General features: G+C 38.5%; 27 protein-coding genes, 1 pseudogene and 1 riboswitch. Of the genes and pseudogenes, 23 read left to right on the top strand and 5 right to left on the bottom strand.

Translation table 11 applies throughout. The annotated features are described in order from the left end of the window. Positions 1 to 31 precede the first annotated feature (31 nt). Positions 32 to 266: riboswitch (FMN riboswitch) on the top strand. Between the two features lie 217 nt (positions 267 to 483). From HMPREF0833_RS05025 to HMPREF0833_RS04995, 7 genes are all read left to right on the top strand, one after another. Beyond that, positions 484 to 1035: an ECF transporter S component gene (locus HMPREF0833_RS05025; protein WP_013904009.1), complete on the top strand. Its 552-nt coding sequence runs from the start codon at positions 484 to 486 to the stop codon at positions 1033 to 1035. Further along, the gene (locus HMPREF0833_RS05020; protein WP_041818351.1) at positions 1032 to 1682 is read left to right on the top strand and encodes a phosphatase PAP2 family protein; all 651 of its coding nucleotides are present in this window, start codon (positions 1032 to 1034) and stop codon (positions 1680 to 1682) included. The genes HMPREF0833_RS05025 and HMPREF0833_RS05020 overlap by 4 nt, the downstream gene beginning before the upstream one ends. A 53-nt stretch (positions 1683 to 1735) precedes the next feature. Beyond that, positions 1736 to 2695, top strand: a complete 960-nt coding sequence (locus HMPREF0833_RS05015; protein WP_013904007.1) for a TIGR01212 family radical SAM protein — start codon at positions 1736 to 1738, stop codon at positions 2693 to 2695. Continuing rightward, positions 2679 to 3236, top strand: coding sequence for a tRNA (mnm(5)s(2)U34)-methyltransferase (locus HMPREF0833_RS05010; RefSeq protein ID WP_013904006.1), 558 nt, complete (start codon positions 2679 to 2681; stop codon positions 3234 to 3236). The genes HMPREF0833_RS05015 and HMPREF0833_RS05010 overlap by 17 nt, the downstream gene beginning before the upstream one ends. Beyond that, positions 3229 to 3483, top strand: coding sequence for a hypothetical protein (locus HMPREF0833_RS05005; RefSeq protein ID WP_003005673.1), 255 nt, complete (start codon positions 3229 to 3231; stop codon positions 3481 to 3483). The genes HMPREF0833_RS05010 and HMPREF0833_RS05005 overlap by 8 nt, the downstream gene beginning before the upstream one ends. A 12-nt stretch (positions 3484 to 3495) precedes the next feature. After that, a complete protein-coding gene (locus HMPREF0833_RS05000; RefSeq protein WP_013904005.1) occupies positions 3496 to 5550 on the top strand; it encodes a cation:proton antiporter in 2055 nt (684 codons plus the stop codon). 577 nt (positions 5551 to 6127) lie between these two features. Next, the gene (locus tag HMPREF0833_RS04995; protein ID WP_013904004.1) at positions 6128 to 10921 is read left to right on the top strand and encodes a YSIRK signal domain/LPXTG anchor domain surface protein; all 4794 of its coding nucleotides are present in this window, start codon (positions 6128 to 6130) and stop codon (positions 10919 to 10921) included. Positions 10922 to 10959: 38 nt separating this feature from the next. Here the strand turns inward: HMPREF0833_RS04995 and HMPREF0833_RS10340 are convergent. Further along, positions 10960 to 12266, bottom strand: a pseudogene (locus tag HMPREF0833_RS10340) (transposase). 375 nt (positions 12267 to 12641) lie between these two features. Between HMPREF0833_RS10340 and HMPREF0833_RS04980 the strand changes: the two are divergent. Continuing rightward, positions 12642 to 15440 (top strand): Cna B-type domain-containing protein, encoded by a 2799-nt coding sequence (locus HMPREF0833_RS04980; protein WP_013904001.1) that lies wholly within the window; start codon positions 12642 to 12644, stop codon positions 15438 to 15440. 51 nt (positions 15441 to 15491) lie between these two features. Here the strand turns inward: HMPREF0833_RS04980 and HMPREF0833_RS04975 are convergent, their stop codons facing one another. From HMPREF0833_RS04975 to HMPREF0833_RS04960, 4 genes are all read right to left on the bottom strand, one after another. Next, on the bottom strand, positions 15492 to 16304 hold the full coding sequence (locus HMPREF0833_RS04975) for an ABC transporter ATP-binding protein (RefSeq protein ID WP_013904000.1): 813 nt from the start codon (positions 16302 to 16304) through the stop codon (positions 15492 to 15494). A gap of 145 nt (positions 16305 to 16449) precedes the next feature. After that, positions 16450 to 17616 carry a tyrosine-type recombinase/integrase gene (locus tag HMPREF0833_RS04970; protein ID WP_013903999.1) on the bottom strand — a complete coding sequence of 389 codons (1167 nt, stop codon included), beginning with the start codon at positions 17614 to 17616 and terminating at the stop codon, positions 16450 to 16452. A 343-nt stretch (positions 17617 to 17959) separates the two neighbouring features. Continuing rightward, positions 17960 to 18949 carry a DUF3644 domain-containing protein gene (locus tag HMPREF0833_RS04965; RefSeq protein WP_013903998.1) on the bottom strand — a complete coding sequence of 330 codons (990 nt, stop codon included), beginning with the start codon at positions 18947 to 18949 and terminating at the stop codon, positions 17960 to 17962. Positions 18950 to 18993: 44 nt separating this feature from the next. Beyond that, complete coding sequence (locus HMPREF0833_RS04960) at positions 18994 to 19521, bottom strand: helix-turn-helix domain-containing protein (RefSeq protein WP_013903997.1); 528 nt, start codon at positions 19519 to 19521, stop codon at positions 18994 to 18996. Positions 19522 to 19737: 216 nt separating this feature from the next. Between HMPREF0833_RS04960 and HMPREF0833_RS04955 the strand changes: the two genes are divergently transcribed. The 15 genes from HMPREF0833_RS04955 to HMPREF0833_RS04895 all read left to right on the top strand — a co-directional run bounded on the left by HMPREF0833_RS04955 (position 19738) and on the right by HMPREF0833_RS04895 (position 26597). Further along, positions 19738 to 19932: a helix-turn-helix domain-containing protein gene (locus HMPREF0833_RS04955; protein ID WP_000794674.1), complete on the top strand. Its 195-nt coding sequence runs from the start codon at positions 19738 to 19740 to the stop codon at positions 19930 to 19932. A gap of 18 nt (positions 19933 to 19950) precedes the next feature. Next, complete coding sequence (locus tag HMPREF0833_RS04950) at positions 19951 to 20577, top strand: Rha family transcriptional regulator (RefSeq protein WP_013903996.1); 627 nt, start codon at positions 19951 to 19953, stop codon at positions 20575 to 20577. Positions 20578 to 20843: 266 nt separating this feature from the next. Further along, positions 20844 to 21044 carry a hypothetical protein gene (locus tag HMPREF0833_RS04945; RefSeq protein ID WP_013903995.1) on the top strand — a complete coding sequence of 67 codons (201 nt, stop codon included), beginning with the start codon at positions 20844 to 20846 and terminating at the stop codon, positions 21042 to 21044. A 1-nt stretch (position 21045) separates the two neighbouring features. Then, on the top strand, positions 21046 to 21261 hold the full coding sequence (locus tag HMPREF0833_RS04940) for a hypothetical protein (RefSeq protein WP_013903994.1): 216 nt from the start codon (positions 21046 to 21048) through the stop codon (positions 21259 to 21261). Continuing rightward, positions 21258 to 21599, top strand: coding sequence for a hypothetical protein (locus HMPREF0833_RS04935; protein ID WP_013903993.1), 342 nt, complete (start codon positions 21258 to 21260; stop codon positions 21597 to 21599). Before HMPREF0833_RS04940 ends, HMPREF0833_RS04935 begins: the two co-directional genes overlap by 4 nt. Beyond that, positions 21592 to 21867 carry a hypothetical protein gene (locus tag HMPREF0833_RS04930; protein ID WP_013903992.1) on the top strand — a complete coding sequence of 92 codons (276 nt, stop codon included), beginning with the start codon at positions 21592 to 21594 and terminating at the stop codon, positions 21865 to 21867. The genes HMPREF0833_RS04935 and HMPREF0833_RS04930 overlap by 8 nt, the downstream gene beginning before the upstream one ends. Continuing rightward, complete coding sequence (locus HMPREF0833_RS10905) at positions 21860 to 22015, top strand: hypothetical protein (protein ID WP_013903991.1); 156 nt, start codon at positions 21860 to 21862, stop codon at positions 22013 to 22015. Before HMPREF0833_RS04930 ends, HMPREF0833_RS10905 begins: the two co-directional genes overlap by 8 nt. A gap of 3 nt (positions 22016 to 22018) precedes the next feature. After that, positions 22019 to 23248: an AAA family ATPase gene (locus HMPREF0833_RS04925; protein WP_013903990.1), complete on the top strand. Its 1230-nt coding sequence runs from the start codon at positions 22019 to 22021 to the stop codon at positions 23246 to 23248. A gap of 424 nt (positions 23249 to 23672) precedes the next feature. Then, positions 23673 to 24149, top strand: coding sequence for a hypothetical protein (locus HMPREF0833_RS04920; RefSeq protein ID WP_013903989.1), 477 nt, complete (start codon positions 23673 to 23675; stop codon positions 24147 to 24149). A 23-nt stretch (positions 24150 to 24172) separates the two neighbouring features. Then, entirely contained in the window at positions 24173 to 24334 is a 162-nt protein-coding gene (locus HMPREF0833_RS04915) for a hypothetical protein (RefSeq protein ID WP_306420058.1), read from the top strand. A gap of 41 nt (positions 24335 to 24375) precedes the next feature. Then, the gene (locus HMPREF0833_RS10900) at positions 24376 to 24537 is read left to right on the top strand and encodes a hypothetical protein (RefSeq protein WP_013903987.1); all 162 of its coding nucleotides are present in this window, start codon (positions 24376 to 24378) and stop codon (positions 24535 to 24537) included. 102 nt (positions 24538 to 24639) lie between these two features. Then, positions 24640 to 25248: a hypothetical protein gene (locus HMPREF0833_RS04910; RefSeq protein ID WP_013903986.1), complete on the top strand. Its 609-nt coding sequence runs from the start codon at positions 24640 to 24642 to the stop codon at positions 25246 to 25248. A gap of 46 nt (positions 25249 to 25294) precedes the next feature. Further along, a complete protein-coding gene (locus HMPREF0833_RS04905; protein WP_041818494.1) occupies positions 25295 to 25675 on the top strand; it encodes a hypothetical protein in 381 nt (126 codons plus the stop codon). A gap of 56 nt (positions 25676 to 25731) precedes the next feature. After that, positions 25732 to 26157 (top strand): hypothetical protein, encoded by a 426-nt coding sequence (locus HMPREF0833_RS04900; RefSeq protein WP_174260430.1) that lies wholly within the window; start codon positions 25732 to 25734, stop codon positions 26155 to 26157. Positions 26158 to 26180: 23 nt separating this feature from the next. Then, a complete protein-coding gene (locus tag HMPREF0833_RS04895) occupies positions 26181 to 26597 on the top strand; it encodes a DUF1492 domain-containing protein (RefSeq protein WP_013903983.1) in 417 nt (138 codons plus the stop codon). Positions 26598 to 26607: the final 10 nt, after the last annotated feature.

Genomic DNA, 26607 nt, shown 5'->3' with positions numbered 1-26607 from the left:
TTGCCTAGGCAGGTTTTTTTTGTTATCATAAAAAGGTCTTCAGGGCAGGGTGAGATTCCCGACCGGCGGTGACTTTTACTAGGAAATGTTCTTTTTCTTTTATACTTTGTTGCTAAGCTTTGCTTAACGAGAAGTTATGCCTACAGCTTGTCGTATCGTTTAAAAGAAAAATCTCCATTTCCATACTCTAAAAGAAGTCCGCGAGCGCAAGCTGATGTGGTGTGACTCCACAACCGACAGTATAGTCTGGATGGGAGAAGACGAGAGACGAATAGACTGACAGCTATTCTGATCTGTTTAGAGCTGATGCATAGGAATAAAACGTTAGGTGCTATGATTGACTAGCGGTGTGTTTCTATGGGGACCAGCTAAAGTGACTAGAATGTTCTCTAGTTTAAGCTTTGTTTAAATAGTTTAGAGTAGAATGATGGGGTAGACGTCTTTCCAGCTTCTCTAATTTTTAAAAAATTGGAGGAACCTGTTATGACAAATACACGTAAACTGACCCTAGTGGCTGTTTTATCCGCATTATCTTTTATTTTGATGTTCTATCAATTTTCTTTCTTGATAGATTTCTTCAAAATTGATTTGAGTATCATCGCCATTTTGTTGGCTTTGGTCTTGTTGGATTTTAAAAGTGCTGTTTGGGTGACCTTGATCCGATCTGTTCTTAAATTAGCTCTTAATAATAAGGGGCTTGAAACCTTGATCGGACTACCAATCAATATCATTGGAGTTCTTGTTTTTGTTCTTGCTTTTGCATGGATTTGGAACAAGGAACGGACCCATGGCCGATTTGTCCTAGCTACGATTATTGGAACGATCAGCTTGAGTATCACGATGGTATTGGTGAACTATGTCTATGCAATCCCTTTGTATGCTCGCTTTATGAACTATGATATTTCGAAAACACTAGGGCTTGTCCACTATTTAGCCGCAATGGTTGCACCATTTAACCTGATCGAAGGAGTGATTTGGGCCATCGCATTTGGATTGATCTACACTCTTTTGCAACCGATTTTGAAAAAAATATGAAAAATAAACAACAACATTGGGCGAAGGCAAGCTTCGCCCTTCTCATTTTTGTCATTCTCGGGTATGTGATTCGTTTCTACCCGCAACAATTAACTGGTTTTGATAGCGCGCTTCAATCTACTATTCGAGGCGATCTGCCTGCACCACTGACAGCCTTCTTTACCAAGGTAACCCATGTCATGGATACCAAGATCATTGTCATCTGGGTGGGTCTTTTGCTAGCTGTCTTTGCCTGTAAGAAATGGTACAGCGAAGCCCTCTTTCTGGGGAGCAATCTGGTATTGACTGGTCTTTTGGTTCTTCTTCTAAAGAATATCTACCAGAGACCGAGACCAAGTATTCTTCATCTAGTAGAGGAAAAAGGCTTTTCTTTTCCAAGTGGTCATTCACTGGCGTCTACCCTTGTTTTGGGAAGCTTGATCCTCATGATCGGCCAGCATGTAAAACATAAAACAGCCCGCTATTGTCTTCAAGGTTTGCTGGTTATGGGAATTGTGACCATTGTGGTCTCCCGTATTTATGTCGGGGTCCACTATCCTTCAGACGTTCTCGGCAGTATGATTTTGGGCTTTGCTGTCTTGCAATTTGAGTACCCCTTGTACGATCGCTTGCGGTTTCAATGGCGCTTTACAGGGAAGCAAAAATAACTAACAACTAGGAGTTGGACTCGTGTTTTGAGTTCGACTCTTTTTTTGCTATAATGAAGGGTATGAAATCCTACAATACCTTGAATGATTATTATCGAACCTTATTTGGAGAAAAGACCTTTAAAGTCCCTATTGATGCAGGCTTTGATTGTCCTAATCGTGACGGAACAGTCGCCCACGGTGGCTGTACTTTTTGTACGGTCTCGGGTTCAGGAGATGCCATTGTGGCCCCAGAAGCTCCGATTCGAGAACAATTTTACAAAGAGATTGACTTTATGCATCGGAAATGGCCGGATGTGAAGAAGTATCTGGTCTATTTTCAAAATTTCACCAATACCCACGATAAGGTGGACGTCATTCGAGAGCGTTATGAGCAGGCCATCAATGAACCAGGAGTAGTAGGAATCAACATCGGTACGCGTCCGGATTGTTTACCAGATGATACCTTGGCCTATCTAGCAGAGCTGACCGATCGCATGCATGTGACGATTGAGTTGGGGCTTCAGACGACTTATGAAGCGACGTCTCAATTAATCAATCGGGCCCATAGTTATGACCTCTATGTTGAAACAGTCAAGCGGATTCGCAAACAGGTGCCGAAGGCTGAGATCGTGTCCCATTTGATCAATGGCCTTCCGGGGGAAACGCATGAGATGATGGTAGAAAATGTTCGCCGTTGTGTGACCGATAATGAAATTGATGGTATCAAGTTGCATCTCTTGCATTTGATGACCAATACACGGATGCAACGAGACTATCATGAAGGACGACTCCAACTCATGAGCCAGGAAGAATATGTCAAGGTCATCTGTGACCAGTTAGAAATTATCCCCAAACATATCGTCATCCACCGGATTACAGGAGACGCACCACGGGATATGTTGATTGGCCCTATGTGGAGCCTCAACAAATGGGAAGTCTTAAACGCTATTGAAACTGAAATGCGTCGTCGTGGAAGTACTCAAGGATGTAAGCTAGAAGAAAAGGAGAGTGCCAATGCTTCGACCACTTGAAATGGCCCATCAATTTTTAGCAGAAGTCATCACCAAAGAAGATGTCGTGGTAGATGCCACCATGGGAAATGGACATGATACGGCCTTTTTAGCCAAACTAGCAGGCCAGGTCTATGCCTTTGATATTCAAGAACAGGCCCTTGTAAATACCCAAGAAAGATTGGAAAAGTTGGGGCTTCAGCATGTTCAGTTGATTTTAGATGGCCACCAGCATGTGGACCAATATGTGGAGACCCTCAAAGCAGCTATTTTTAATCTAGGTTATCTGCCATCTGCGGATAAATCGGTCATTACTCTTCCGGCTACTACTATTGAAGCGATGGAAAAAATCTGTGCTCGCCTAGAAAAAGGTGGTCGAATGGCTTTGATGATCTATTATGGTCATGAGGGAGGAGACATCGAGCGTGATGCAGTGCTGGACTTTGTCAGCCAGCTCCCACAAAAAGAATATACAGCGACCATCTACCGGACACTGAATCAAGTGAACCAACCACCGTTTTTGGTCATGATTGAAAAATTAGAAAGCTATCGTCATGGATAAAGAATATTTAAAAAATAAAATTGAAGGATTGAGACACCATTTTGTTGAATCAACCATTCACGAGCGTGCAATCGGTTTTTATGATGAAGCCCATATGACCAAAAAGATGCTCAAAATAAAAAAGAAATTGGTTGCGCTTGAGATGGAACGGTGCCAAAAGAAGATTGAGCACAAGGATGTAACCAAGACAGACCAAAAGATTGCGGAGTTAAAACAGCAATTTGAGACTTGTTGCCAAGAACGCTAGGGAGGGAGGAAGATGGAATTACTCCTTTATGCAGTGATCTTCTCGATGATCTTGATCGTCTCAAATGTCACCAATAAACTTGTGCCGAGCCTTCCTCTGCCTTTGATTCAAATCTTACTAGGGATCGTTTGGGCCCTCTTTGTCCCAGAAGAAAATTTTCATCTAGATACAGAACTCTTTCTGGCCTTGGTCATTGGCCCTCTGTTATTTCGAGAGGCAGAAGAAGCAGATATTACTTCTGTCTTAAAGCACTGGCGCATCATTCTTTATTTGATTTTTCCAGTGATTTTTATCTCAACCATTAGTTTGGGATGGGCAGCTCACTCCTTGTGGCTGAGTCTTCCTTTAGCAGCCTGTATGGCCGTAGGGGCAGCTCTAGGTCCAACAGACTTAGTAGCCTTTGCTTCCCTGTCTGAGCGCTTTACCTTTCCAAAGCGGGTTTCGAATATCTTAAAAGGAGAGGGGTTACTAAATGATGCCTCAGGTCTAGTTGCCTTTCGAGTGGCCTTGGCAGCCCTTGCGACCGGAAGTTTCTCCCTTGGAGAGGCAGGGATTTCCTTAGGAATCTCCATTATAGGAGGATTTGCAGTAGGAATCTTGACGGCCTTTGTGAACCGTTGGCTGCAAACCTTACTCTTGAGTGTTCGCGCTAGTGATATTGCCAGTGAATTGTTATTAGAATTGAGTCTCCCGTTATTGACTTTTTTCTTAGCAGAAGAACTCCATGTGTCTGGTATCATCGCTGTGGTCGTGTCAGGGATCCTAAAAGCCAGTCGCTTTAAGCACATTACCCTTCTTGAAGCTCGGGTGGATACTGTGAGCCATACCGTCTGGAATACGGTCAACTTTATCTTAAATGGGTCAGTCTTTGTGATTTTGGGAATGGAACTAGAAATGATCGCTAAGCCCATCTTAAGTAGTCCTATTTACAACAATCTTCTTTTAGTTCTTTCTGTCTTTCTTTTGACAACCTTGCTCTTTTTAATTCGTTTTGTCATGGTTTACCTCTTTTATTGGTTTCGAACGGTTCGACTAAAAAAATCATTGAGAAATTATCTGAAAGATGCCTTATTGCTGACCTTTTCGGGTGTGAAGGGAACAGTTTCGATTGCGACGATCCTTTTGATTCCAACCAAAATCGAAAAAGAATACCCCGTCCTACTCTTTTTAGTGGCAGGAGTTACCCTTGTCAGCTTTATTGCTGGCTTAGTGGTGCTTCCAAAATTATCAGAAGATAAGGAAGAAACCAATAACTACCTGATGCAGATCGCGATTTTAAATGATGTCGTCATGGAATTAGAAGCAGACCTAAAGAATAGTAAGCACAAGGGGCCCTTGTATGCGGCGATTGATAACTATCATGATCGGATTGAAAATTTGATTCTAAGCCAAGAAAATAAGCTCATTCAAAAGGACTGGGAACAGCTGAAGCTCTTGATTTTGAGTATTGAAAGTGACGGCTTGGAACAAGCCTACGAAGAAGGAAAGATGCGCGAGCGGGGCTACCGTGTCTACCAACGCTATCTTCGTAATATGGAGCAACGGGTCAATCGCAACCTTTCGTCTCGCTTAACCTATTACTTCTTGGTGTCTTTCCGTCTCTTGCGTTTATTAGTTCATGAGATCTTAACTTTTGGGTCTGGCTTGCGAAACTGGTTGACCCGAGAAGACAGCAAGTTAGAGGCCATTGATTATGACCAGATTGCAGCCCTTTATCTGGCCAATACAGAAATCATCATCGAAAGTTTGGAAGACCTCAAAGGGGTTTATAGGAGCAGTTTGATCTCTTTTCTACAAGAATCTCGTCTGAGAGAGACGGCCATTATTACTAGTGGAGCCTTTGTGGAGCGGGTTATTAATCGCGTGAAACCGAATAATATCGATGAAATGTTGAGAGGCTATTATTTGGAGCGTAAGATTATTTTTGAATACGAAGCGCAACACCTGATTACCGCCAAGCAAGCGCGTCGCATGCGTCAAAATGTCAATGAATTAGAAAGCTACTCCCTAAGAGAAAGTGCCAACACTCTTCCATACGATATGATCGAGTATGCACGAAATCGATAGTTCTTTGTAAGAAAGCCCCTCGCTTCTGCAAGGATTAATTCTTCTAGTGGCCCGTTTGATTCATCGTAGATATGAGATATTCGGTTCGTCCATTAGCTACTTTTCTGATCTAAAAAAGAAAATGAGGAACTAGGTAATTTGCTTCTCAAGTTTTATCTACTTGTTCAAGGTAGCCCAATGAACAATCAACTGGTTTGATAACTATATATTAAAGGTTGGACATTTTTGCCCTTCCTTTTTTCTATTTGGAAAATAAATATTGTAACTTTCAAATGAGTTTCACAAAAAATCCACAATGCAGGATTTTAGGGGAGTTTTTTTGACAAAAGCGGCAATAAAGTATTGAACTTTTATTTTAAATGTACTATAACCGAGGTGGATAGCAGAGCATATAGGCTCTTTGTCAACTGTAGTGGGTGATGAAAAGCGGCTCTTTGTCAATTGTAGATATTTGTAATATTTTCATAAATTTTCCACGTGTTGAAAACAATTGAAGAAAATTTTAAATATTTGCCTATGAAAGCGTAATATGATACAATTTAAACAAACTATTAACACTAACTAGGAAGAAAAAAGCATGAAAAATATATTTTCCGACTCTAAAGAACGTTTTTCTATTAGAAAGTACACTATCGGGGTTGCTTCTGTGTTGTTATCAACACTGGTATTTGTGGAAGGAAACGTTTATGCGGACGAAGTGAAGAATAATACAGATTCACAAATTTCAGTTGTTGCACAAGAGAATCAAGGCGAGAGATACAAGGAATCTGGTCTTGAAGCAAATGAAGTTGTAACGCAAGCTAGCACTAGTGTTACGCCGAGTGAATCAGCCCTTCCAACTTCACAAGCTAGTGCCGAAGCCCCTGCACATGTGGTTAAAGGGGAAAAGACTGAAAAACAATCAAATGAAGTTGCAACACCAGCTAGCACTAGTGTTGCACCAGCTGAGTCAGCTTCTCCAACTTCAAAAGCCAGTGCCGAAGGCTCTGTGCCTGTAGCTAGCGAGAAAAAAACTGAATCACAACCTACAACTAGGTCAAGACGGTCTAAAAGAGAATTGCCTTCATCAGGTGGTACAACAACTTATGAAAAAACAGGTGACACAATTACTGTGAAAAATCCTAATGTTGAAGTCAATTTTCCAAATGGGAACAGTCTATATGCTCCTGCAGAAACAGTCATTCATATGGAACTACCTGATGAATTAGAGATAAAACAAAATGATAAAGTCGTTGTCGATATTCCCGATGCAATTAGAATTCCTACAAGTTTGCATTATGATGTAACTGGTCCTAGTGGTGAAATAATAGGTAATGCTTTTCTAGATTCAATCAGTAATAAAGTGATAACTACTTTTACAGATTACTATGAGAAAAACAAAATTGCAAAACAATTTACCTTAACCTTTAGTACCGGTTGGAAATCATATGTTAAACCAAATGTTCCAACAGAACTCAATTTTAGTGGACGAAAAATTACAGTAACAGTAGGTCCGGAGAGTGCTCCTGTACCGGTAGAAAAAACAAAGGTAACAAAATATGGTGAAGCGGTAACTGGTCATCCTGAACTAATCAGATGGACTATCCGTCTAAACTCAGGTAGTTTGGTAGCTCCTCAAGTTTTGACAAATTACCAACTAATTGATACGCTTCCAGATGACCAAGTCCTAGTTCAAGATGGGGATCCTGTTTTGGATGAATTTGATACTAAAACGAAAGAAACTTGGCGTTTAGGACTTGCGACATCTATTCCTTCAGATAATGTAGATTTATGGAACGGTAAAGCTCTTAGAGCTGAAAGAGTTCAGTCAATTACTCCATGGGTTTCCAAAGGTAATGCAATTCAATTATTGGAAAATATCAAAGAAAGCCCAACTGGTTTTTCTTTTAAGATAGCGCAATTGAATGAGCTTGTTTATGTTCGCTATATGACGCGATTAAAAAATGTACCTAATACCAATGAGGAGTTACAAGAAAAACACGGTAATAATATCAAAATCACTTACAACACTGGTGAAGAACAAAGTTACCAAGCAACTTTTGCATTTAAAGCAGGTGGTTCAGGTTCAGCTTCAAAGGCAAAACAACCAGCAAGGGTTGATTTAGCGTTTACAAAACGTCTTGAAGGAAGAAAGTTAACGGCTGGTGAGTTCACCTTTAATCTAGTTGACCAAAGTGGTAATGTGGTTGATACACAAAAAAATGATAGTTTTGGCCATATTACTTTTATTCCACAGTTATTTAACTATGCTGGTGTTTATCACTATACGGTTGAAGAAGTACCAGGTACGGAAGCAGGTATTAACTACGATGCAATGAAAGCAGAAGTGAGTATCACAGTAGATGAAGATGGTAATTCGTACATAGCTCATACAATTATGCCAACGGACACCGAATTCAATAACACCTATACTCCTTCCCCAGTAAAAGTAGGTCTAGAATTTAACAAAGTCCTATCCAATGGTAGTCTAAATGCGGGGGATTTCAGCTTTACACTAATTGGTGATAACAATGTTAATGAAACAGTTACTAACAAAGCTGATGGGAAAATTACTTTCAGTGACTTATCATTTGATCATGTTGGTGTTTTCAACTACACAGTAAAAGAGGTGAAGGGTGATAAACCAGATGTAGACTACGATGATATGACGATTGCAGTGAAAGTAACTGTATCGAAAGATGAGGAAACAGGTCTGTTAACAGCAAAAACAGAGATGACCTCAACAGGTGGCGAAGTAACTGGTACAGATGATAAGACCTTTAACAACTATGCGGTAGCCCCAGTGACAGCGCAATTTGACTTTAGTAAAGTCTTGGCAGGACGCACTCTAAAAGATGGAGAGTTCAGTTTTGTCTTGAAAGATGCGAGCGGTCAAGTTCTCCAAACGAAGACCAATGATGCTTCAGGTAAAGTAGCCTTCGATGCGCTCACTTACAAGAACAAGGAAGTAGGTGTTCACAAGTATACAGTAGAAGAAGTCGCTGGCTCAGAAGCAGGAATGACATATGATCCAATGAAGGCAGAGGTTACAGTTACTGTAACGAAAGATGGTCATACCCTTACAGCGACCAAAGCTCTTCCAACAGATACAGAGTTCAATAATACGTTTACCCCAGCAGCAACCAGTGCCCAATTCAAGTTCACGAAGAAACTTGAAGGCAAAGCCCTAGAGGCAGATGCTTTCAGCTTCGAGTTGCTTGAAAACGGTCAAGTTCTCCAAACGAAGAAGAATGCGGCAGACGGCACGATCCAATTTGACGCTATTTCATATGATAAAGAAGGTACACATACCTACACTGTTCGTGAAGTAGCCGGAACAGATACAGATATTGATTACGATACTATGAACGCCGAAGTGACAGTTAAGGTCACAAAAGACGCAACAACTGGTATCTTGACAGCCAATGTTGTTATGCCAGCGGATAGCGAGTTTAATAACTATGCGGTAGCCCCAGTGACAGCGCAATTTGACTTTAGTAAAGTCTTGGCAGGACGCACTCTAAAAGATGGTGAGTTCAGCTTCGTCTTGAAAGATGAGAATGGTACGGTTCTTCAAACGAAGACCAATGATGCTTCAGGTAAAGTAGCCTTCGATGCGCTCACATATAAGAATAATGAGGTTGGTATTCATAAGTACGCTGTAGAAGAAGTAGCAGGTTCAGAAGCAGGAATGAGTTATGACCCAATGAAGGCAGAGGTAACAGTTACTGTCACGAAAGATGGTCATACCCTTACAGCGACCAAAGCTCTTCCAACAGATACAGAGTTCAATAATACGTTCACCCCAGCAGCAACCAGTGCCCAATTCAAGTTCACGAAGAAACTTGAAGGCAAAGCCCTAGAGGCAGATGCTTTCAGCTTCGAGTTGCTTGAAAACGGTCAAGTTCTCCAAACGAAGAAGAATGCGGCAGACGGCACGATCCAATTCGACGCTATTTCATATGATAAAGAAGGTACACATACCTACACTGTTCGTGAAGTAGCCGGAACAGATACAGATATTGATTACGATACTATGAACGCCGAAGTGACAGTTAAGGTCACAAAAGACGCAACAACTGGTATCTTGACAGCCAATGTTGTTATGCCAGCGGATAGCGAGTTTAATAACTATGCGGTAGCCCCAGTGACAGCGCAATTTGACTTTAGTAAAGTCTTGGCAGGACGCACTCTAAAAGATGGTGAGTTCAGCTTCGTCTTGAAAGATGAGAATGGTACGGTTCTTCAAACGAAGACCAATGATGCTTCAGGTAAAGTAGCCTTCGATGCGCTCACATATAAGAATAATGAGGTTGGTATTCATAAGTACGCTGTAGAAGAAGTAGCAGGTTCAGAAGCAGGAATGAGTTATGACCCAATGAAGGCAGAGGTAACAGTTACTGTCACGAAAGATGGTCATACCCTTACAGCGACCAAAGCTCTTCCAACAGATACAGAGTTCAATAATACGTTCACCCCAGCAGCAACCAGTGCCCAATTCAAGTTCACGAAGAAACTTGAAGGCAAAGCCCTAGAGGCAGATGCTTTCAGCTTCGAGTTGCTTGAAAACGGTCAAGTTCTCCAAACGAAGAAGAATGCGGCAGACGGCACGATCCAATTTGACGCTATTTCATATGATAAAGAAGGAACTCATACTTACACTGTTCGTGAAGTAGTCGGAGCAGATACAGACATCGACTATGATAGTATGACTATCGCAGTTAAAGTTACTGTTACTAAAGATATTACTACAGGTCTTTTAAGTGCTAAGACTGAAATGATTGCATCGGGAGGTGAAGCAACTGGTACAGATGACACAATTTTCAATAACTACTTTGTAGCTCCAGTTAAAGCACAGTTTAATTTCACTAAGAAACTTGATGGTCGTGCCTTGAAGGCTGGTGAGTTTAGTTTTATTCTGAAGGACGAAAAAGGAAATGTGATTGAAACTGTAAGCAATGATGCTGAAGGTAAGATCAAGTTTTCAGCTCTAGAGTTCAAACGTGGTCAAGAAGGTACTTATATCTATCACGTAGAAGAAGTGAAAGGTACAGATGCTGGAGTTGAGTACGATAAGATGGTAGCGACTGTTGGAGTTACTGTAACTAAAGATGGTAAAGTGTTGACTCTTACTTCACAAATGCCTGAAGATACTGAGTTTAACAATAAGGTAATACCGCCAACACCGGTAACACCACCAACACCGGTAATACCGGTAACACCACCAACACCACCAACACCACCAACACCGGTAACACCAGAAAAACCTAAAGGTCGTGAGTTGCCAAACACTGGTGAACAATCTAAATCTGGAGTTGCCGCACTTGGTGCTGCACTTGGTCTTGTAGGTCTAGGTTTGGTTGCGAAACGTAAAAAAGAAGATGAAGCTTAATATCTGGCTCTTTGTCAACTGTAGTGGGTGATGAAAAGTTATAACCTGGAGAGGACCAACTTGGTTCTCTCCTTTTTGATGTTCAAAGCAATGAGGATTCTAGTTTTAAAGTTTTCAAAGTTCCGGAAGCCAAAAGTATTGCGCTTGATGACTTTGATAAGATTATTGGTAACTTCTAGTTTTGCATTTGAGTATGGCAACTCCAGTGCGTTCATGATCTTGTCCTTATCTTTCAAAAAGGTCTTAAAAACAGTTTGAAAAATAGGATTTACACAAGAAATTGCTTCTTCAATAAGATCAAAGAAATGGTTAGCTTGTTTCTCTTGAAAATGAAAGAGTAATAGTTGATAGAGGTCGTAGTGCTGTCTAAGTTCTTGAGAGTATGAAAGAAGATTTTCGAGAATCTCTTTATTGGTCAAGTGTGATCGAAAAGTTGGGCGATAAAAACGTTTATCGCTGAGTTTACGGCTATCTTGTTGAATGAGTTTCCAGTAACGTTTCAGTACCTTATATTCGTGCGATTTCCGATCAAACTGATTCATGATTTGGATGCGAAGACGGTTCATAGCTCGACTGAGATGCTGGACAATGTGAAAACGATCCAGAACGATTTTAGCGTTTGGGAGTGAAACAGTCTGGGGGACTGTTTCAGCCTGAGCCTTGAAATTCGAAAGCGAAGTTTTCTGGCAATATCATAGTAGGGGCTAAACATGTCCATGGTAACGATTTTCACACGATTTCTCACCTGTCTAGAATAACGAAGGAAATGATTGCAAATAGTTACTTGAGTCCGCCCATCCAGAATAGCTACGATCTTTCTGGAATCAAAATTCTGTGCAATGAAGCTCATCTTCCCCTTCTTGAAGCTGTATTCATCCCAAGACATGTGAGTTGGAAGGAAAGATAAATCTGTCTTGAATTTGAATTCTTTCAATTTACGAATGACTGTCGAAGTAGAGACAGATAGACTTTCTGCGATAGTCGTCATAGGGACTTTCTCGATTAATTTTTGAGTGATTTTCTGGTTGACGATCGCTGAGATTTGGTGATTCTTTTTGACTAAGGAGGTCTCTGATACAGCCATTTTCCCACAGACCTTACAACGAAAACGACGTTTTCTCAATCGAATGAGAGTCTTGTATCCTGCACATTCGAGGTAGGGAATTTTAGATTCTTTTTGAAAGTCATATTTAGCCATTTGTTCTTGACAGTTGTGACATTTAGGGGCAGGATAATCGAGCTTAGCGATGACTTCTTTATGCGTTCCAGCATCAAGATAATCCAAGATTTTGATGTTCTTGTCTTTAATTCCGAGTAAGTTTGTGATAAAATTTAATTGTTCCATAAGATTCTTTCTAATGATGGTTTGGTCACTTTTCATTATAGGTCTTATGGGACTTTTTTTCTACAACAAAATAGGCTCCGTAATTCCTATGGTGATTTTACCCACTACAGAAATTATAGAGCCGACATTTTGCCCTTCCTTTTTTCTATTTGGAAAATAAATATTGTAACTTTCAAACGAGTTTCACTAAAATTCTACAACTTTAGATTTTCGGGGAATATTTTTGATAAAAAAACAGCGATAAAGTATTGACTTTTATTTTAAATGTACTATAATCGAGGTGGATAGCAGAGTATATATGGATATATTTTTTAATTTATTCGGTATTCGATCCATTGTTTTTTTGGGATTATCTCAAGTGGGAAAGGAAATTTTATGAAACGGTTAAAGGAAACAAAAAAATGGCCTGCTAAATGGATACATCTAGCAAGTCTATTCATTCTGGTCTCTTCAATGTTTGTGATGCCAGTAGGTATATTGGCAGAGACCACCACCACGTCTTCTTCTAGTACAGAGGCCGTACTAGCAAGTGAAGCTTTAAGTAATAGTAATGATCCTGTTTCTGGAACTCTATCAACATCGGGAGAAGATAGAGTCGCGACAGTCAATACTCCAAAAGCAGTTGATGATGTGATTACAAGTGTGAAATATACTAATAATGAAGGAGGACTTTTAAATTGGTCATTAGAACCATGGGCGACTTTTCGAATTGATGCCACACTAAAACTTCCAAATCATCAAGTTAAAGCTGGAGATACAACAACTATTGCGGTTCCAACAGATTTGATCATTAATAGTCAGGATTTTGAAGTATTAGATGGGAAAGGTCAGGTTGCTGCATCTGCAAAAGTAGACAAAGATAGAAAGAAAATAGTTCTTACCTATACTGATTATGTGGAGCATAACTCTGATATCACAGGAAATGTTTTTTTCTATGTTCGTATAGATCATAAGTTAGTACCAAATGCAAAAGAAATTCCAATCAATTTGATTGTAGAGAACAAAGTGGTTCAAACCACACCACCTCAACCTCCCGTTAAATATATCGGTATAGCACAACCCCAAAATTATCCAATATCGAAGGTAGGCTCTATCAATCGTGATACCAATGATCCGATTATAAATTATACAATTGGAGTCAATCGTAAACCAACCAATATAAAAAATGCAATTATACGGGATACACTACAATTCTCTAATGCGCAATATGATCGCAATTCGTTTATTGTTGAGAAGGGGCAATGGCTGTGGGAAAGTGGTGATTGGGTCTTTAAAAATGCCCAATCTGTACCATATGAGATTGCATTTCCTTCTGATAAAACATTTGAAATAAAATTAGGGGATATTTCAGAGAATGACTCCTATCGTATTCGTTATAATGTAAAACTAAACTATTCACCAAAAGATGGTGAAAAATTTGATAATAAAGTTACCCTAAATGGTTATCAAATTGAAGAGAGTAGAGCTCAATCAAAAGTATTATGGCAAATTCCTGGAGGACGGTTAGATGGCTATATTTATAGCATCAAACTCCATAAGCAAAATAATAATGGTGATCCTTTACAGGGGGCTCAATTTAAGATCACGCGTGTATCGAATAACCAAACGATTACACATACCGAAAATGGTCAAGAGTCAGAAATATTTACAAGTGATGCCAATGGTGACTTGATTGTTCCAGGCCTTTTAAGAGATAATTACACGGTGGCAGAGGTTGTGGCTCCTAATGGCTATCAATTGTTGAAAGACCCTGTATCTATCTCAGAAAATGATTTTAGTCCAGAAAATTCCCAATATGATGTAAATAGTAGAGTATTGACACTGACTATTTCTAATGAAAAGGCTAATCATCGTCAACTTAAGGTGACAAAAAAATGGAACGATAAGGATAACCAATATAAGAATCGACCAAGCTCTATTACAGTTAAGTTATTAAAAGATGGAGTTGAGGTAGAAGGCAAGACATTAGAATTGAATGCTGATAACCAATGGAGTGGTATTTTTACGGAATTGGATGAGACAGGAACATACTCTGTAGAAGAAGTAGGAGTATCAGGTTATATTTCAACTGTTGAAGCTACCAATAATGAAGACATGGAACATATCGTCCTTGTGAATACTTTGGAAACGATAGAAGTATCTGGTAGTAAGATATGGAAGGATGACAATAATCGAGATGGAAAACGTCCGAAAGAAATTACAGTAAATCTACTTGCAAATGGTGTGAAGATTGATCAAACAACAGTCAAATCGGATAAAGACGGTCACTGGAACTATCAGTTCAAAGATCTTCCAAAATATGAAAACGGTCAAGTAGTGGATTATTCGATCTCGGAAGAAGGTGTCCCTGACTATGAAACAAGTGTAGAGGGGTATAATCTCACAAATACCTATACACCAGAAGTAGTCTCTGTTCCATTTACAAAAATTTGGAAAGATTTTGATAATCAAGATGGTGTACGTCCGAACTTTATTATTGTTAACTTACTTGCGAATGGAAAGAAGGTTGAGAGCAGAACTGTAACAGCTACCACAGCTTGGACAGGTAGCTTTGATCATCTTCCAAAATATGAAAATGGTCGAGAAATTGTCTACACCCTTGAGGAAGAAAAGGTGTCAGATTATTCTGCAAGTATTGACCAAGTTAACTATATCTTGACCAATACCTATGTACCGGGTCAGACGCATCTCACTGTAACTAAATATTGGGATGATGAAAATAACAAGGATGGAATTCGGCCTAAGACGATCAAGGTACAACTATATGCAAATGGTCAAAAAAGTGGAGATGTAGTTGAGTTAAGTGAAGCCAATAAATGGACCTATACTTTTTCAAATCTCCCTGAGAATTCTAAAGGAAAAGCGATTTCCTATACGGTTCGTGAAGTGGAAGTACCTCAAGGTTATGTATTGACAGAAACGGTACAAGATGGAAATAATATCGTTCTAACCAATAGTCATAAGCCAACTACCCCACCTACAACACCGAATATACCTAAAAAACCAGAGAGTCCAAAAAAACCAGGGAAACCAGAGAAAACTAGCAAGTCTACCTCTAAGAAATTCCTTCCAGAAACTGGTACAAAGATCATGATAGCTTTGGAAATTCTAGGGTTATTCTTGCTCGGTGTAGCGTTCATACTGATAGTGAGGTCATCTAGAAAAGATATTTAAAGATTTAAAAAGTGCTAAGCTCATTTGTCTTAGCACTATTTTGTTATAGGATTATTTAGATTCATTGTCTTTGTCATTCCTGATATCTGGTTTAACAAAAAGTCGCTCATCTCCAAGATCAATAAGGGATACTGGTGCTTGATAAAACTTGCTAAGGACATGAGGAGTTAGGATATTTTCCTTTGGTCCTTGTTCGACAACTTGGCCATGTTTGAGTAGGAGAACATGGGTCATGTCTTTTGTAATTTCCTCTGCATGGTGGGTGACGTAGATCATGGTTGGCGCGTGATCCAGTTGTTTGATATGATGGATCTGACGGAGTAGTTTTTCTCTGGCAAAGAGATCCAATCCACTTGAAGCTTCGTCGAAAATGATCAGATCTGGCTGGTCCATGAGGCTTCGTGCAATGAGGACGGTCTGCTTTTCTCCCTGGGAGAGTTCACGGTATTTGCGGCCGATCAAAGAGCTAGCTCCAATTGAAGTTAGCATATCCCGTGCCCAATTCAGTTCGTCCTCCCCGTATTCAACATATAAAATACTACTCTTGTATTGACCAGTTAGGACAATTTGTTCTGTCAAAAGATGCTCTGGCAGTCTTTCTGAAATAAAGGAGCTAACGATCCCAATACGCTTACGCAACTCAGGAATGCCTCCTTCTCCAAAGCGGGTTCCAAGGACAGTTATCTGGCCAGAACTAGCCCAATATTCAGACATGAGAAGTTTGAGGAGAGTCGATTTTCCTGCCCCATTGAGGCCTAAAATGGCCCAGCATTCATTTTCTTTCACTTGCCAGTTAATCTCTTTTAAAAGAGATTTTCCATTGCGGATCAAATTGACGTCTTGTAGTTCAATCAAATTATTCATAACTTCATCCTTTTGATTAAAATCCCCTCTATTCTATCATAAAATCTTTTAATTTAAAGATAGAATTATCAGAAAACCCGTTGTTATAGGGTTTCTTGCTTGTCGTAATACATTGTATTCTGACTTTGTTCAGTTATTTGTTCAGTTACAAACTCCCTAGAGCTGTTTCATAGAATGAAACGGCTTTTTTTGCACTCTCTTTTGAGAGGTGACTATATGTGTCCATTGTCATAGATAAGGTGGAGTGTCCTAGTCTATGTTGGAGTTCTTTATATGGTATTCCAGCATTTAATAACAAACTAGCGTGAGTGTGGCGGAAACCATGAAAACCAATATTAGGCACTTTAGCACGTTTAAAATGTGTTTTTAATCTTGTAAAAAGAGTACTGTTATTCGGGTATTCATGGATAAAATCTGAAAAGACTACTTTTTCAGTTTGTCCTATCTTCCAAGCCTCTTGGGTTTGCCTACGTTTGTACTGTTTTAATATTGTAACCGTTTTGGGGTCAATATCGATATCACGGTAACTAGATTTTGATTTAGGACTATTCACCTCTTGCATACGGTTTAGTGTCTTTGTGACGTGAACAATAGCATTGTCTAGATCAATATCAGACCATTCCAGCGCCAACGCTTCATTAATACGGCAACCAGTAGCAAGCAGGAAGTTGTAAAGTGTTTTCTCGTAAAAATAGCGGTATCTATCACTATCCAAGTTGTCCAGATAGTCCAAAAACGTTTTTAACTCAATGTTATCAAAGTGTTTAATCTTTTGGCGCTTTTCTTTCTGGGTATTTCTTGGGAGAATGACCTCACGAGCTGGGTTAAATGGTATGGCTTTCATAACCACACCATATTGTAAGATACGCTTGTTTACAGTATGGATTTTCTCATAGTGTAAATAAGCCCCTTGCTCCCCGTTATTTGTCTTTCCAGCTAACTTGTTAATTATGTTTTGAATTAGTGGAGTGGTTAGTTTATCCAGCTTATAAGCCCCGAATAATGGCAGGATATGTTTATTTAAAATCTTACTCATGTTGCCTTGAGTATTTGGTTTTACTGTATGCTTATAGCTTTCCCACCATAATTCAGCGAGTTCTTTATATGTTTTAATTGTCGCTTCTTTGAATCTAGTAGAACCATTTTGAATGAAGTCTATTTCAGCTTCTTTGGCTTTCTGTTTGACCTCTTTTCTAGTTCTAGCCGTGATACTAGTTTTTACATCTTTTCCCGTTACTCGGTCAATCCCTAAGTAAATGTTAGCACGGTATACAGTTGTACCGTCTTTCTTTTTATGTTCTGTAATTTTCATGATCTAAACCTTTCTAATTCATCAGCAGGCAAGCTATTATTAAAAAGGTTTTAGTGTGTGGTTTAAATCATGCTAGGGCTTCACAGATTGCTCTGTATTCGATTTTAAAGAGTTAGATAGGTAAATTATATGCTTAATTGTTAAGTGGTAAAAACACTTATTTTACAGTGTTTTTTGAGAGTTTTTTTTCTAAAGTTAGTTTACCAGTTAGCTAACAAAACACTTTACATTTCCCACGCGCGTGGTATAATAGAATTAACAAGATAACTTGCGAAGGATTAACGTTGTGTTCCCAAAGGGGAGTAAGTCGATGGACGAGAATTCACATATGCCTGGGGTTATCTTATTTTTTTTGTCTTTTTTTCAAGTTTTCTACGAACGTTTCAGGATTTCGTTCGATTTCCTCAATTATAAAATCGCAGAGGATTTGAGAGTATCCGTATCGATTACCAATTTTATAATGGTAGCAATAACGTTGATTTGTCTTGATATCATAAAATGTATTAAAAAGTTGTAAGTCGTTTGTTGTAAACGTCTTTTTTTGTTTTTCTCCACCGACTATTTTTGTTAATAGAATCCCTTTTGATTTAAGATGTCTATTAACAATTTTAATAACTTCCCTAGTAGTTAATGGATAGATAGCATTTGGATCTTTAATTTCTCTAACTATACCTATACTCGTTTCCGCAGTATTATCAAGTTTAACAAATAAATCAGCATCTTGTTTTCGCTTAGTGATATAAAATCGAGTTTCAACAGGTACAGCATAGTCAGAATTATTAGTAGATATTTCATTTTCAATTTTATCTTGCTCGGCGAGTATACGTTCTGCCATTTTAGGAGAGTACTTGGCTCGAATTTCTTCTTGATTAAGTTGGTCGATGCGGACTGATAAAGTCAAGAAATTTTGTGCAATCTGTTTTGTGATATCCTCATTGTGAAATTCTTGCATTTTAGAAATATAATTAGAAACACATGCCTGAAATAATGGGGCATAGATGTGTTCATAATCTTCTGTTATGAAGTGGGTACTAGTATTCCTAAGTTCTATAATTCGAATTAGATTTTTTCGTAATGATCCATGTTTATCTGGAAATACTGTCTCAACTGCATTTTCTAATGATATCGTTCTATCCTTACTATCCTTAAAATATATTGATTCTTCACCATTATTATTAATGATATAAGCCTTTAGCATTAATTCCCAGGCGTTACAGATAAAAAAACTAAACCCCTCAATTCTATACTTAATTGTAGGTTTGTTATATATTTCAAGCCCCATAATAAAAGCTTCGATACTTTTATTAACTAATCTTTTACTTAAATCTTCCATACGTTTCCTTTCTTACAAGATTTTCTATATTGTGGCGCGTGGGTTTAGAATCCTTTTCGCCAAGGCTCTTTTTTATTGGCTATTTTTACTTTTTCAGCCATATCAGAAACCAGATTCTTTATTATCTTTTTATCTTCCTTAGGGAGTATTCCATAATTTAGTAATAACTCTTCTTCATCGGTATATGAAAGTTGGTTTACTGCAGATAAGAATGAAGTGAGATTGGAATAATCAGGCTCATCATGACCAGTTATATATTGCTCTTCCAGCACCTTCATTAAATCATCGCCAAGAATAGAATAAACCCTAGCCTTTACATGGTTATATGGATCATCGGGATCCTTTTGGTAAAGTTGATAACTTGCTTCTTGGCTATCTCTATACTCACTATACCCCAACAGATACCCAACGCTTACCCCGAAGCAGTCAGCTAGTTGCTGGGCTTTTTCTGGTTTAATTTGGCTTTCTCCGTTTTCCCAGCGTGATAGAGTCTTTTCTGATATGCTCATTTCTTTTGCTATTTCCTTTTGAGATAGCTTTTTTTCTTTACGTAACTCTTTCAATCTATTCATTTATATCAACACCTTTCAAACGTATTATATCATCCTTTTTCTCAAAACAGACAAAAAAAGTCCAATAAAATAAAAAATACCCTTTACAAAGACAAAAAATGTCTGTATAATCAAACCGAATCGGACAGAAAATGTCCGTTAAAATTTCCAGCGTAACACTTTTCAATCTATTATGCTGGAGATAGCTTTTAAAGATAATAGAAGGGGGTAAGACATTTGAAAAATAATATGCGTGTTATTTTAGCAAAGAAACGCTTGAAGGTGGCAGATGTTGCAAGAGAAACAGGGCTATCAAAAAGCACTTTGACGGCATTGTATTATGAGCGTTCAAAAAATCCGACTTTTGAGACATTGCAGAAAGTAGCTGACTTTTTAGAAGTTACGATTGATGATTTGTTAAAGGTTGGATAAATAGAAAGGAGCAAACAAATGGAACTAGTCTACATGGACGGCAAAAAAGAGCCGTATACACTGAGTAGTATTGTGGCAGGGTGTACGGGATTGCAACATCATACAATTACAAGAACTATCCGCAAACATCAAACAAGGTTTGAACAGTTCGGAAAGCTTGGATTTAAAATCCAAGCTATGGAAAGTGGCCAGAATACCAAGGACTATATTTTAAATGAGCAACAGGCGACCTTGTTAGTTACATTCTTAAAGAATACCGAGCAAGTGGCCAACTTCAAAACTAACCTAGTCAAAGCATTCTTTGAAATGCGTGAGGAACTTTCTAAGTTTCGTATGCAGAGGGCTCTAGAAAAGCCAAAAAGAAAAAAACTGCATGACAGTATTGAGAACTGGGAACAAGCACCAAAGCACGCGCATAGTACCATGAATAACTTACTACTAAAGGTAGTAACCGACAGGAACGCTAAACAGTTAAGGGAAGAACGTGGGGGCTATAACGGCATTGATAGCTTGACCAGTGACGAGCTGGAGCAGTACCAAGCATTTGAGGACATGGTAATAGCCATGATTGGCTTGAATATGAGTTATCAGGAAATCAAGTCCATGGTATTCAGAAATAAAAAAACACGCCTAGAAAGCGCGTGATTGCAACAAAAAAGGCTTACCGAGACCAATCAGCAAAGCCTTTCACACTAACACTAAAATGAATTTAACAAAGCAGGCAAGCTATTATTAAAAGGGTTTTAGTAAAGATTTATACCTAAATTATAGCATATTTAGGACATTTTGACCATACGGAGAGCGCTAACTCTTAAAATTAGTACTTTCTCACGCTTTCAAACTTTGGCGACTCTAGGCGTGGGAATTAACTGTATAGGAAATGACAATTAAAAGGCCAATGGAGGAAGAATATGACAACAGACCTAAACAACATGACACAAGCAGAATTTGATAAACAAATGGCTGAAATCAAGGAGAAACGCCCAAACCTCTTTCAGTTTATTGCTGATTTTGTAGATCGAAAAGTAAGCACCGAAGAGGTGGACAACTTCCTGAAGATGGATCATAGAAAACAAGTGGACTATATCAAGAGCTATCAAGCGAGGGCATAGCATGAATGAACTAGATTTAAGCAACACACAGGCGATTGTCTTTGTTGTGGTATTGATTGGCTTGCTGCTTTATCTAAACCACCGAGACCGCAAAAAAAGCGCCCAAATTGAGCGAGAAAGCAAACAGACAATAGAAACACCTAGCGAGGATTTAAGCCCTGATTATGGGCGTTATATTCAACTTGCAGGGGTCAATGTATGGGGAGGAATTGAATGAATCTAACACTGAATGACAAGCGAGTATTAAAACTAATCAAGGTAGGGGCTGAGAACTCTATCACTGGGGCTGAAATCAGCTTAATCACTAAACTAGCAGAAAGAACCGTCCAGGACATTATCAGCCGTCTGATCACGCGCTACGGCGTTCCTATCGTTGGGGTACGTCATGGGGCTTTCGGAGACTACTTTATCCCAGCTAACAAAGAGGAGCTACTGGACGGAGCAAAGGCATTCTATAACCAAGTACAAGAGGAGCAGAAGCGCCTAACTGTCCTTTTGAATGCCGATTTAGAGAGCTATAAGTTACTACTGAAGGGGGCGGAAGACTATGTTTAGTTTAAGCAAAGAAAGTGAAAACGAGTTAGCCCATGGTGTTTTAAACCTTGTAGAAAAATACCTGGAGGCGCGTGATATACTTAAACCGCGTTTGACAGGTTTAATCTCAGCTCAGGTAGCTATGGAAGAATTGGACATAAAATATAAGACGTTACAAAAGTGGGAAAATGCAGGTCTAAGACGCTACCAGCCCCCGCTAGAAGATACTAGGAAAATCTATTATAGAGTTTCTGACTTGCTGAAGTTTCTGGGGGTGGAAAATGGCTAGCTTTGAAAGATTCCCCGGACAGAGAAAATCTGTCCGGACTACCAACGGCTACACTTGGAAAAATAGACAATTAACGCTTGAGCAACGCAAAGAGTTACAACAATTAAAGAAAATGAAAAAGAAAAGATTGAAAAACCAGAAAGGATAACTAATGACAGAAATTAAAAAACTAGGACAAGTTCCTGCAGAGACAATAGGGCCATCTGCTAGCATTTTGACAGGATTGTTGAGACGCGGGCAAGTATTGGGTATATCGGCGCCAAGAAGATCCTTAAAGACTAGCGTAGTTATTTCCCTAGCTTTATCTTTAGCCCAGGGGAGTAATTGGCTAGAGTGGAAGAGTAAAAGAGCTTTCAACGTCTTGTATATCAATACAAATCATAAAGAAAACGACTGTTTTAGTAAGTTCATGCAGATTGCCCAACTTTTAGAAGTTGAGCAAAAAGATCTTGACAATATTTCTATCTTAACTCTTCCAAAGTCAACAGCCTTAGAAGATTTAGCCAAAGTTGTAAAAGAAAAAGTACCAAACAACGCTTTTCAAGTGGTTATTATTGATAGTATTGATAATTTAAAATCACTGCAGTTCGGGGGTTCCTTGGGAGATTATTTGCAACAGATTAACCAACACGTAGGCGGTGGTCTGATCTATACACAAAGTCATAGAGAAAGACCGAAAGGTACTACGGAAAGCTCAGACTTTGCGCAGTGGTCAGAGTCTTTAGCTCATTGCGATAGCTTGTTAGAATTTTTCAAGATGGAATTAGATCCAGAATTGTTACGCCTAGAGAGGCTAGAATCCGTCTGGGATTTGGCCAAGAATGTAATGACTACGCACAATAAAAGATATTTTCAGCTAAACGTAACAAATGATTATATCAGTTTTAAAAACAAGAGAGCAACAAGCGAGGATTTACGAAATCATATTGAGGTAGCGCTAGAGCATTTACCTACTGAACAGACACAGGAAATTCTACGACTTTTTGATAACATAGATTTGCCGTTAAAAACGCGAACTTATTGGAGACTTGAAGCGGTCACCTCGGAAGCTGATTACGACGGGGAGAAAAATTTTCTTTTCTACTACCCACAGTTGATAAATGATAAGGAGAAAATATTAGCCTATCACGAACCAGGGTTACCACTTTCCAAAGAACAGAAAGAAAAAGCATGGGCTAATGAAGAAACGAAAGAAAAAGCGACAAACAAATTAAAATCTATGATAGCAAACTTTGAACAGGCGCATAATAGACTACCCAATAAGTCAGAGCTTTCTCGTTTTGCCAAAATCAGCAGACCTACTTTAGATAAATTGATTGATGAGTCCGATAATAACATAGTGGTCATCGATGGAATGATACAAGAAAATCCTGCTTATTAACAACGTTAAATATGTAAAGAGTTGTAAACTTTACAAATGTAAAAGTTGTAAAAAGGTGTAAAAAAAGTGTAAAAATTTTACATGATTTTACACCTTTACAAACGTAAAATTTACAACTCATTGTAAAAGATGTAAAACAGTTATTTTTTTACACTTGTAAATTATAAAACATAACTAGAAAAACATTGGTGTTATTGGATTTTTTAGGAGTTGTAAAAGATTGTAAATACTTGTAAATTTTACAGATGTAAAAGGAGGGACATGACTAGAATAGCCTAGCGTCAATTCTAGTTTGTCCAATTTTCGTGAAATGTGGAAGTAAGGAACAGGAACAGGGGCGATTGAGCTACGCCCCCTGTAACCCTGTCCTTTAACACTTCCACGTTGCGCGGATATATATTGTAAAAAATGGAGTAGTGAACTAGTGGTAAAGAAGAGATTAAATAAACGAGTTATCCAAGACAAAAATTTTTTAGCCTTCAAGTCAATGCCCTACATGGAAAATATTGGAGAGGTTATTAAGTGGGCTGGTGAGAACGAACCGATGAGATATATTTTTGATAGAGTAAGAAAGTATTTAGTATTTGATAAAGCTATTTGTAAGTGGCAAGGTAGGAATTATGGAAAGCAGTCCAGGGAGTTGCTTTCTAAAAACCCACGTTTAAGGTACATCACAAAGAGTATATATGAGAAGATGGAAGAAAGTGAATTGGATCTTCTTCCACCACAAAATGGAGGTTCTGCTTCTTATATTTCTGAATGGGAAACTTTTAAAAACAGTGAGCTTGTCCAAACCTTGAAGCATGAAGACAAACTACTAAAATATTTTGTAATTTTAGCTATACAACAGGGGTATATTATTCTCGATAACCGTAAAAAATTTGTTGGTATTGATTATTGAAAAATAAAAAAAGGAGAAAAAACATGACAGTAACAGACTTAAATAACATGACTGAAGAAGAATTTGACGCTTTTATGAATGGAGTAAAGGAGGAAAATCCTAATCTATTACAATTTACAGCGGATTTTATAAATGGATTTGTAACATCACAAGAGGTTGAACGTTTTCTAAAAAATGAAACCTAGTCAACAACAGGAATACCTCAAGAACTACAAAGGAGTAAAACATGAATGAACAAATTTTAATCAAAAAAATGGAAGAGGGCTACCTATTCTATTTTAAAAATGGTATAATAGAAAGTGTGAGAGTTCCCGAATACGGGAAAGTCACACTAGTCTATCAAGATGGCAAAATGTGCTATCTAGAAAAGGCTGAAACAATTAAATAGTATCTATCGGAACAACCGAGGGTGAAACATTTCATGAAGATTGGCATAGCTTCATGAGGGTTCATTCTCGGTTTTTTGATTAGGTACAGAAAAGAGGTAAAAATGACGTACACAACTATTAAGAGCGAACTTAAAGAGTTTGCAAACAAGAAAGTAGCCTATATGCGGGCGTACATTGAATTGCAGGAACAAATGAAAGGACAAGTTTCTGGTGGTATGCTGGGTAGCAAACAAGCTGAAATCAAGCTATCAGATCTCAAGAGTGAGGGAGAAGCGTATTCACGCAAGACCTATGAGAAGATCTTGGCAGATATTGAACAAGAGCGTACTAAACAAATGCAAGCACTTGAAGAAAAAGAGGAGAGTGTAACCGCTGATGATGTGGCTGAATTAATGTTGATCGAAAGTACAAAGAACATTTCACGGGAAGAGTTTGAGCAATATCTTGAGAAATACAAGAACAAACCGCTAGCAATTAAAAAGTTAAGTGAGATCGCTAGATCTAATACAGATTTAATCTTTGTTGACTATGAGAAGTACAATCAGAAAGAGCGTATTGAAAAACTGACTGACTTTTTGAAGCAACAAGTAGCAACTTTCCACGGCCAATTACAAATTAACGGTGATAAGATCCAGCTTGCTGTGGCAAACGTGAGTGTAAAGCCTGATGAAATGGCGATTGACCGTTACTTTGAAGAGAATGGGCTTTGAAATTGTCTGAAATCGCCTCAGAATGTCCGATAGAGAGGGGGTAGGCATGGAAGATTTAACTTTAAAAGAGCAAAAGTTCCTGACGGCTTTAATGCTTGCCCCAACTGTGGGCGAGGCTTGCGAAAAAGTGGGAATCTCTAGACGCACGGCACAGCGTTACATGGCTAAAACCACGGTAAGAAGTGCATACCGCAAGATGAGAAACCAAGCAATGGAGCAGGCTACAAGCAGGCTGAATAGTGTGGCTGTGGACGCTGTGGAAGTCCTAACAGCTATCATGAATGATCCTACTATCAGCCCGTATGCACGGCAACAATCAGCGAGGACTATTCTTGAGTTTGCCTATAAAGCTTATGAAAATGAAGCAATTATAGAAAAGCTGGAAGAGTTAGAAACAATTATAAGCATTGAGGACAAGGGGAATTAGAGTTGGTAAGAAGAGATCTATTAAAGAGGATTAAAGAACTAAAGAAGATACAAAAGATGAGAAACGGCGGTTTTGTCTTTATATCTGAATCGAAAAAGGGGCTTGAGTATATCGAAGTGAACGGCAAAGACTATCTAGACCATGAAGCCTTGGCGGTATTAAGAACCTTTAATGATGATAGTATTATCATATTTGATAATATAGATGTTAGCTGGGATCGTAGAACCATTTCAGATGGTTTTAAAGAGATGATATTCTTTCCAACTGTGGAAGATAGAATAGATTATATTCGAGTGGACGAGGGAATCAAACCTCTTTATCACGATGAATCTGATCCATACCATACGATAACTAGAAAAGAATGGCTTGCTAGTTATAAGAATATCAGTCCTGAAAGAGATGGAATGTTACCAATTTCAAGTAAACAACCTAATCTCTATGAGCCAATAGTGGAAGAAAAACACCCTGAACCTTGGTTTTGATGTATTTGATTAGGAGATAAAACATGAATCTAAAACAGCGACTAAATCGCTTGAAAAACTTTGATTTGGACATGAGAACGTTAAAAAATGAATTGATAGTCTTAGAGTCCTCAATTCTAAAAGGAAAAGTTCTATCTCATGATCTGATAAGGACAAAGAGAGGAAACAAAGTTGAAGATGTCAATATTAATATCATTGATAAGTCAGATCAGATCTATAGGGAACTTGTTCAGTTACTAGATAATCGAACAGAAACAGTAAATGCGATTGAGAGATTAGAAGATACAAAAGAAGTACTTGTATTAAGGTTTTTCTATATTCATGGTTATTCAAAGGAACGTACAGCAAGGGAACTGAATTGTTCAGTAACCACTATCAACCGTATTAAGAGTAGCGCAATTCGTAATTTAGAGGCTATTTTAGCCCCTGTTGTTAAATAACGGGGCTATA

This window comes from Streptococcus parasanguinis ATCC 15912 (assembly GCF_000164675.2).
Taxonomy (GTDB): Bacteria; Bacillota; Bacilli; order Lactobacillales; family Streptococcaceae; genus Streptococcus; species Streptococcus parasanguinis.
This window is presented reverse-complemented; position numbering and strand designations above follow the sequence as displayed.

What these genes read in the sequence shown, in the direction of transcription:
- HMPREF0833_RS04935 (WP_013903993.1), top strand. Translation starts at nt 21,258, where the DNA reads ATGAATCTAACACTGAATGACAAGCGAGTATTAAAACTAATCAAGGTA.
- HMPREF0833_RS05010 (WP_013904006.1), top strand. Translation starts at nt 2,679, where the DNA reads ATGCTTCGACCACTTGAAATGGCCCATCAATTTTTAGCAGAAGTCATC.
- HMPREF0833_RS10905 (WP_013903991.1), top strand. Translation starts at nt 21,860, where the DNA reads ATGGCTAGCTTTGAAAGATTCCCCGGACAGAGAAAATCTGTCCGGACT.
- HMPREF0833_RS05020 (WP_041818351.1), top strand. Translation starts at nt 1,032, where the DNA reads ATGAAAAATAAACAACAACATTGGGCGAAGGCAAGCTTCGCCCTTCTC.
- HMPREF0833_RS05015 (WP_013904007.1), top strand. Translation starts at nt 1,736, where the DNA reads ATGAAGGGTATGAAATCCTACAATACCTTGAATGATTATTATCGAACC.
- HMPREF0833_RS04995 (WP_013904004.1), top strand. Translation starts at nt 6,128, where the DNA reads ATGAAAAATATATTTTCCGACTCTAAAGAACGTTTTTCTATTAGAAAG.
- HMPREF0833_RS04915 (WP_306420058.1), top strand. Translation starts at nt 24,173, where the DNA reads ATGACAGTAACAGACTTAAATAACATGACTGAAGAAGAATTTGACGCT.
- HMPREF0833_RS04910 (WP_013903986.1), top strand. Translation starts at nt 24,640, where the DNA reads ATGACGTACACAACTATTAAGAGCGAACTTAAAGAGTTTGCAAACAAG.
- HMPREF0833_RS05005 (WP_003005673.1), top strand. Translation starts at nt 3,229, where the DNA reads ATGGATAAAGAATATTTAAAAAATAAAATTGAAGGATTGAGACACCAT.
- HMPREF0833_RS04960 (WP_013903997.1), bottom strand. Translation starts at nt 19,521, where the DNA reads ATGAATAGATTGAAAGAGTTACGTAAAGAAAAAAAGCTATCTCAAAAG.
- HMPREF0833_RS04980 (WP_013904001.1), top strand. Translation starts at nt 12,642, where the DNA reads ATGAAACGGTTAAAGGAAACAAAAAAATGGCCTGCTAAATGGATACAT.
- HMPREF0833_RS04940 (WP_013903994.1), top strand. Translation starts at nt 21,046, where the DNA reads ATGAATGAACTAGATTTAAGCAACACACAGGCGATTGTCTTTGTTGTG.
- HMPREF0833_RS04965 (WP_013903998.1), bottom strand. Translation starts at nt 18,949, where the DNA reads ATGGAAGATTTAAGTAAAAGATTAGTTAATAAAAGTATCGAAGCTTTT.
- HMPREF0833_RS04950 (WP_013903996.1), top strand. Translation starts at nt 19,951, where the DNA reads ATGGAACTAGTCTACATGGACGGCAAAAAAGAGCCGTATACACTGAGT.
- HMPREF0833_RS04970 (WP_013903999.1), bottom strand. Translation starts at nt 17,616, where the DNA reads ATGAAAATTACAGAACATAAAAAGAAAGACGGTACAACTGTATACCGT.
- HMPREF0833_RS04900 (WP_174260430.1), top strand. Translation starts at nt 25,732, where the DNA reads ATGAGAAACGGCGGTTTTGTCTTTATATCTGAATCGAAAAAGGGGCTT.
- HMPREF0833_RS04975 (WP_013904000.1), bottom strand. Translation starts at nt 16,304, where the DNA reads ATGAATAATTTGATTGAACTACAAGACGTCAATTTGATCCGCAATGGA.
- HMPREF0833_RS04930 (WP_013903992.1), top strand. Translation starts at nt 21,592, where the DNA reads ATGTTTAGTTTAAGCAAAGAAAGTGAAAACGAGTTAGCCCATGGTGTT.
- HMPREF0833_RS10900 (WP_013903987.1), top strand. Translation starts at nt 24,376, where the DNA reads ATGAATGAACAAATTTTAATCAAAAAAATGGAAGAGGGCTACCTATTC.
- HMPREF0833_RS04925 (WP_013903990.1), top strand. Translation starts at nt 22,019, where the DNA reads ATGACAGAAATTAAAAAACTAGGACAAGTTCCTGCAGAGACAATAGGG.
- HMPREF0833_RS04905 (WP_041818494.1), top strand. Translation starts at nt 25,295, where the DNA reads ATGGAAGATTTAACTTTAAAAGAGCAAAAGTTCCTGACGGCTTTAATG.
- HMPREF0833_RS04895 (WP_013903983.1), top strand. Translation starts at nt 26,181, where the DNA reads ATGAATCTAAAACAGCGACTAAATCGCTTGAAAAACTTTGATTTGGAC.
- HMPREF0833_RS05000 (WP_013904005.1), top strand. Translation starts at nt 3,496, where the DNA reads ATGGAATTACTCCTTTATGCAGTGATCTTCTCGATGATCTTGATCGTC.
- HMPREF0833_RS04945 (WP_013903995.1), top strand. Translation starts at nt 20,844, where the DNA reads ATGACAACAGACCTAAACAACATGACACAAGCAGAATTTGATAAACAA.
- HMPREF0833_RS05025 (WP_013904009.1), top strand. Translation starts at nt 484, where the DNA reads ATGACAAATACACGTAAACTGACCCTAGTGGCTGTTTTATCCGCATTA.